The organism is Nocardia sp. NPDC058519, assembly GCF_042719755.1.
Taxonomy (GTDB): Bacteria; Actinomycetota; Actinomycetes; order Mycobacteriales; family Mycobacteriaceae; genus Nocardia.
Genome location: NZ_JBHXNK010000065.1, coordinates 1 through 5,277, shown reverse-complemented (window position 1 = coordinate 5,277; position 5,277 = coordinate 1). Strand labels below are relative to the sequence as shown.

Here is a 5,277-nt window from a genome sequence, read left to right as displayed (position 1 = left end):
GGCAGGAAGGAGACTCGGTTGAAGCTTTGACCGCCTGACCAACTGCGGTCACGCGGGGATCATCCCGTTACACCACGCATTTGGACTTGACCACCGTTACCCGCCACTGGGCATGCCGGTTCCGAAAGGCATCACCGTTGCGGCGCAACGAGTTCAGGGCGCGCGCTACACGCCACGGCGACATATTCAAATTGCGGGCGATCGTGTCGGCGGTGAGCAGACCACCTGGGGCAAGGACATCGAGCACCCGCTGCTCAACATCTGTCAGGTTCTCCGTGCTCATCGATCCCTCCTTGTTGGGCACAGTGGCAACGTTGCGAGTGGTGTCGATTCATAGGCGGTCGGGCGGTCGGCAACACGCCGCCTCTCGTCGGGCGCTGATGAGTGCGCGAAGACCGTCATAGCTGCTAGCTCCTGTGGGGGCGATGGTTGCTGCTGATCACCCTCCCAGTCGGCCAGTGGTCCTCACACCTGCTGGGCAGTACGAGCTCCAACCGGTTTTTGGGTAGCTTGACCTGCGAAGATGGCGTGAAGTGCAGAAGTTGCCCATTGCGATGGGTAACCTTCCTGGCAACTACTGCTCGTGGGGTGGAGGGCTGTCGGTCATGGGAACGTCATCGAGGTCACCGGGCGCGAACGCAGGCACGAGCAACCAGATGAGCCCGCAGGCGCGCGGCCGTGAGCTGGCCGCGCAGGGTAAGAAACTGTGGACCGAGTTGGGGTCGGTACAAGGCGCGGCGGCTGAGCTGATGGCCCGGTACCCGGACGTGCCGAGTTTGCAGGCGTACCGCTATGCGGCGGGCCTGTCCCAAGATCAGGCGGCAGCGCGCTATAACAACGTGACCGGAAACCAGACCAGCCTCGGTGGCACGTCGGTCAACGCTTGGGAGTCGTGGGCGCGCAGCAGGGGGCAGGGTTCCCCACCTCCGATGTCAGGTTTGCTCATCTTGTGCGCGGCCTACGGGCGGGGACCGCTGGGGGTCGCGGAGGAAAGCATCAGCCCAACAGAGCTGATCGCCGAGGCTTACGAGCGGCTGCCTATCGAAGATCAGCTAGCGCTGAAAAGCTTTACAGAGGAAAAGGTTTCAAGCGGTGGATCAACCTCGACGCTCGAGCATGGCGCGATACGGAATCAGTTCCCCGCCCCAGACCTTCAAAGGGGTCAAGTCGGGCCGGAGTTCGTATTGACGGTTCCAACCGTCGAATACGGGAACCCTGAGATAGATGTGTTCACCCTGCCTAATCCTCAGCCAGGCAGATTGATCGATCTGACTTGGGAAACCTTCGGGTATGGGGTGGAACGGTTGTCGCAACAGATCAAGAACCTGGGCAAACGCCTAGATATGGATATCTGTTTCGGAGTCAATGAGGCCGGTTTGGTTATGGCGACATTCCTTGCTTCCTCCCGATTTTCCCGATGCCGAATCGGGTACTTGCGGTTTAACAAGGTGCGCGACGGCATAGAATTGGATAGTGCATCCTTCTACCCGGAGGCCAAAGACGCTCCGACGATTGTCATCTGCGATTTCGAGGTCAAGCACGCTGACGTAATCGGCTACCTCGCCCGGCAACTGCGCGACCGCTACCCCAAGGCTGAGCTGTACTTCGCCGTCTTTGGTGCAATGACCAAAGACCGTCAATTGGACGTCGAGAGCTTTGATGACCTCACCGGCGCCAAGATTATGCGAGCGGCAGGATTTGAAGCAATTTTCATTGCCGCAACGATGGGTCCGCCCGGCATTGAACCTCCATTGGAGTTGCGCTAGATACGAGAAAAAGGTGACCTTCACATGAGTGATCAGAATACGACTGAGCTGGCGCAGCACATTACCGACATGGTGGCAACCATGATGGCCGAGATACGGCCCCGGCTGCTGGAAGCCGCGCTAACAGGGCTTCGTTCGGAGACCGAGAACGTCCGCCATGAGGACAATTTCTTGACGGAGTACGACTTGTGGATGCACGGTCGCTACAGGGAACTCCTGTCTGAGTACCTGCCGTCATTCATATACGCATCAGAAGAGGCCGATCCACAAGTCGTTGGAAGTGACCCGGAACCCGACTTGTGTGTCCTCGTCGATCCGCTGGATACAAGCGAATTGGCCGTTCGATCCCTGCATGGCTACACCCACATCATGGTCTACTCACGATCCCTGAAGCGGCCCATCATTGCGGTAGTAGGCGACATTTTTCATCATGTTCAGCTGTACGTGGCCATGCGAGAACTAGATGGTGCCGATCGCGCCTTTATGGTCACTGCAAGCGGCGACCGCCACACGCTGGACCGCCCTTCGAACGCCCGACTTTCCCAAGCGCTGGTCACGAACTACTTGATGCGTCCAGATGAGCGCTTTCGCCCCCTGGCGAAGCAGCAACGATTTTTCGATGCACTGAGCGCGTCATCGGAGGATGGTAAAAGAAGAGGGCGCATTGGGGTTGATTTCGGCTCCATCAGTCTGTGTCATGTCGCTGCCGGATTCACTGATGCCACCGTGGAGTTCGCCAAGGGATTTGCCGTTTGGGATCTGTCGCCCGGACACTACATTTTGCACGCAGCTGGGGGCGTGACAATTGATCTTGATGGTAATCCGATCCCGCTGGATTGCGGACTCAACAGCACGCCCGAAATCAACACGACGATGGGTACGCGCAGGAGGTTCATCGCAGCCGGCAATCGAGCCCTCGCAGATGAGATACGCGAAGCCATTCAGCCGTGATATCGGCGTCCTATGACGGCCTACCAGGCGATTCCGTTCGTTGGTCAGGTGTCCGGGGAGAACTCGGCTTTCTCAGCATTCGGGGAGTGAGCGTTCCAGCTGGCGAGTAGTCGGATCGCATCGTGCTCCGGTGAGCCCGGCTGCGGGGTGAACACGGTCAGGACCTGTTCCGACGCAGCAGCGACAGTGAGGTTCTCGAACGGCAGGGTGACCTCTCCGATCAGGGGATTCTGGAAGGTCTTCTTACCTGTTTTGTGTGTCTTGACATCGTGGGCGGCCCAACGAGTACGGAATGGCCGGCTGCCGGTAGCGAGCTGACCGATAAGGGTGATCAGTGCCGGTCGTCGGGGTCTCGGCCTGCCTCGATGCGCAGTATCGAGACTGTGTCGTTCGCGATGCGTTCCTATTCGGGGAACAGCTCCCTGGCCGTGTCTTCGTGCAGGAACATGAAACGTGCTGTGTTCACCGGACTTTCGGTGTCGAGCACCGTCGTGTAGAGGGCACGGCCGAGTTCGTTCACGGCGAGGATGTCGAGGCGGTTGTTGAACACCACGGCCGGCAGGTGGTCCATCGAGTCGAGCAGCACCCGAATCCCGGGACTGACATTGTCCTTGACCGTCGCCTTGCGGTGCTTGCGAGCCTCGGGGGTGAGCGCGGTGAGCAACCGCTCCCAGTGTGCTCGTTCGTCCGTGGTTTGTTGTCGGCGCGTATTCTGCGGTTTGGGTGACCGAGCGGTGCGGACCTCGTTAATAGGACTTTGCGATTTTCCTCATGACACCCTACATTTGGTTTCTCTCCCTACGCATCGCTTCCGTAGATTTGCGAGTCTTCTGCTGGATACGCCAGGACTGCCGAAGGAATTCGATGAACCCATCTGCAAGCTTTTGGTCCTCGGAAGAACCCTCCTGGTAGGCATAGACTGCACCAGATCCGCGCTTAAAGAAATACACTTTATAACCTTGGTGATGACCGAAGAAAAACTTGCCCTCCAACGCTAATTCCTTGCCGAAGACGTCTTCGGCCGCCTCTATGGCATCGAGCATCCGCGGAAAGAATAGGTCAGTTCCTCTGAAGAGCGTGCCAGCCTTCTTGCCCATATATTCAAGAAACGCCTGATACTCATCAGGAATAGGGAAGCCTTCGGGTGTGACGGAGTAGACCTGTGCGATCTCCGCTGAGTCACACCCTATGATCGAGTCGCTCGTTGCAAATCCGGACTCTATCAACTCACGACTGAAGGTCTCTATGTCGTGGTTACTATCGTCGCGCGCCATAGGTCACCTTCACTTTCACTCCAGAGTATTTCTTCATGAATTGTGGCACCACATTGCCACAAGCATCGCAAGGTTCACGCTCAGTATATAGGTTGCTTGTCCCCGTTGCGTCCGGGCCAAGCTGTTGCGCTAAGCTGCCAAGAATTCTGAACTCGGAATCAGTAGGGCGGACCGTTCGATCATCTTTCGAACGTGGTTGTAGAGCCGGGTTCTCCGGCTTTGGCACCGTGCAAGTAGAACCGCGTTACTATGGCTCCCTGACTCGAAAGTTCTTGACGCGACTGATAGCCGATATTGAATCAGAATTCTCGAAGATTGGGTATTTCAGAGCTCGCATGGACAATTCTCCGGGCGGCGAGCTGGAAATGACGAACGATCCCATAATTGCACTGATGTTGGTTGGTCCCGAATCGGGCGTTGGCGATCCGCGACGTGCATTTTGGTTTACGATTAGAAGTCGGTCCCTTGAGCGTTACGAAATTGTGTTCCGTGTGGCGATGATCTCAGCTACCGTCGGCGATTTGATCGATCGCCTTCCTGCTGCCGCGCAGTTGGTAGGAAATCTGCAGCCGCGCTTCACCGGTACACTCGATGAAGCGAATTTTCATGAATTGGGTGCTCGGAACGGATTTGGATACGTCCTTCTACCGCCCAGTATACGGTGGGTGTCGCCAGTCTGATGGTATGCGCTGTCGAGGAGCATGGGACGACCTGGTTTCTCGAGCGGGCCGAATATGACGATCTTCTCGCCTTCGCTCGGCGAAGAGAACGGGTGTCACTTGCGCTTTGGAACATACGCCCAACTCGCCTTCGTGCTGTGCTCATACTGGGTGTTCATGCTGGAAGGTATCAACCTGTTTCAGCGACGATTGACTGGTATATGTGAAACCAATTGGCATGAATGATTTGGACTCAAAAGCTCACGTGAAGGAATTCGACGAGTTCTTGACGGCGGAATTTATCGAGTATCGACTGTATCGGGAAAGTAATCAAATTCGAAAATTTTGGAGGTAGTAATGTTGCTAGTGAGCCTGAAGATGGAGTGACTGCGGGAATTTCCGGTCTGGTTGGGGCAACCTACGCCCGCGATGCCTTCGCCGAACGCCCGCCTACCTGCGCGATGTGCGGGCACGCCTCGCCTCCTACGAAGAAATGCCAGAAGTCGCGGACTTCCGGCAACGGGTGGTCGCGGCTAGGTCATGTCTCCCAATCGAGTTTCCGGTTCTCGTCCGATAGGTCCTCGGGTGGGGCATCATGTTCGCCGTGGCGGCGACTGTCGGTGATCG

At 57.0% G+C, this 5,277-nt stretch carries 8 protein-coding genes; 3 read left to right on the top strand and 5 right to left on the bottom strand.

Annotated features, from left to right (window positions below):
* Nucleotides 1-67: 67 nt before the first annotated feature.
* Nucleotides 68-283 (bottom strand): hypothetical protein, encoded by a 216-nt coding sequence (locus ACFWPK_RS34430; protein ID WP_378923039.1) that lies wholly within the window; start codon nucleotides 281-283, stop codon nucleotides 68-70.
* Nucleotides 284-533: 250 nt separating this feature from the next.
* Here ACFWPK_RS34430 and ACFWPK_RS34425 point away from each other — a divergent pair, with 250 nt between their 5' ends.
* Together ACFWPK_RS34425 and ACFWPK_RS34420 are read left to right on the top strand one after the other, a co-directional pair.
* Nucleotides 534-1,766, top strand: a complete 1,233-nt coding sequence (locus ACFWPK_RS34425; protein ID WP_378923038.1) for a hypothetical protein — start codon at nucleotides 534-536, stop codon at nucleotides 1,764-1,766.
* Nucleotides 1,767-1,790: 24 nt separating this feature from the next.
* Entirely contained in the window at nucleotides 1,791-2,717 is a 927-nt protein-coding gene (locus ACFWPK_RS34420) for an inositol monophosphatase family protein (RefSeq protein WP_378923036.1), read from the top strand.
* A 44-nt stretch (nucleotides 2,718-2,761) separates the two neighbouring features.
* On the opposite strand, the gene ACFWPK_RS34415 is transcribed toward ACFWPK_RS34420, so the two are convergent.
* The 4 genes from ACFWPK_RS34415 to ACFWPK_RS34400 form a co-directional block, all read right to left on the bottom strand.
* Nucleotides 2,762-3,040 (bottom strand): DNA-binding protein, encoded by a 279-nt coding sequence (locus ACFWPK_RS34415; RefSeq protein WP_378923040.1) that lies wholly within the window; start codon nucleotides 3,038-3,040, stop codon nucleotides 2,762-2,764.
* Nucleotides 3,041-3,120: 80 nt separating this feature from the next.
* Nucleotides 3,121-3,381: a hypothetical protein gene (locus tag ACFWPK_RS34410; RefSeq protein WP_378923035.1), complete on the bottom strand. Its 261-nt coding sequence runs from the start codon at nucleotides 3,379-3,381 to the stop codon at nucleotides 3,121-3,123.
* Between the two features lie 115 nt (nucleotides 3,382-3,496).
* The gene (locus tag ACFWPK_RS34405) at nucleotides 3,497-3,991 is read right to left on the bottom strand and encodes an SMI1/KNR4 family protein (protein ID WP_378923034.1); all 495 of its coding nucleotides are present in this window, start codon (nucleotides 3,989-3,991) and stop codon (nucleotides 3,497-3,499) included.
* Nucleotides 3,975-4,217 (bottom strand): deaminase domain-containing protein, encoded by a 243-nt coding sequence (locus tag ACFWPK_RS34400; RefSeq protein WP_378923033.1) that lies wholly within the window; start codon nucleotides 4,215-4,217, stop codon nucleotides 3,975-3,977. The genes ACFWPK_RS34405 and ACFWPK_RS34400 overlap by 17 nt, the downstream gene beginning before the upstream one ends.
* A 109-nt stretch (nucleotides 4,218-4,326) precedes the next feature.
* On the opposite strand from ACFWPK_RS34400, the gene ACFWPK_RS34395 reads away from it, so the two are divergent.
* Nucleotides 4,327-4,671, top strand: coding sequence for a hypothetical protein (locus ACFWPK_RS34395; RefSeq protein ID WP_378923031.1), 345 nt, complete (start codon nucleotides 4,327-4,329; stop codon nucleotides 4,669-4,671).
* Nucleotides 4,672-5,277 lie beyond the last annotated feature (606 nt).

What these genes read in the sequence shown, in the direction of transcription:
- ACFWPK_RS34430 (WP_378923039.1), bottom strand. Translation starts at nt 283, where the DNA reads ATGAGCACGGAGAACCTGACAGATGTTGAGCAGCGGGTGCTCGATGTC.
- ACFWPK_RS34420 (WP_378923036.1), top strand. Translation starts at nt 1,791, where the DNA reads ATGAGTGATCAGAATACGACTGAGCTGGCGCAGCACATTACCGACATG.
- ACFWPK_RS34405 (WP_378923034.1), bottom strand. Translation starts at nt 3,991, where the DNA reads ATGGCGCGCGACGATAGTAACCACGACATAGAGACCTTCAGTCGTGAG.
- ACFWPK_RS34395 (WP_378923031.1), top strand. Translation starts at nt 4,327, where the DNA reads ATGGACAATTCTCCGGGCGGCGAGCTGGAAATGACGAACGATCCCATA.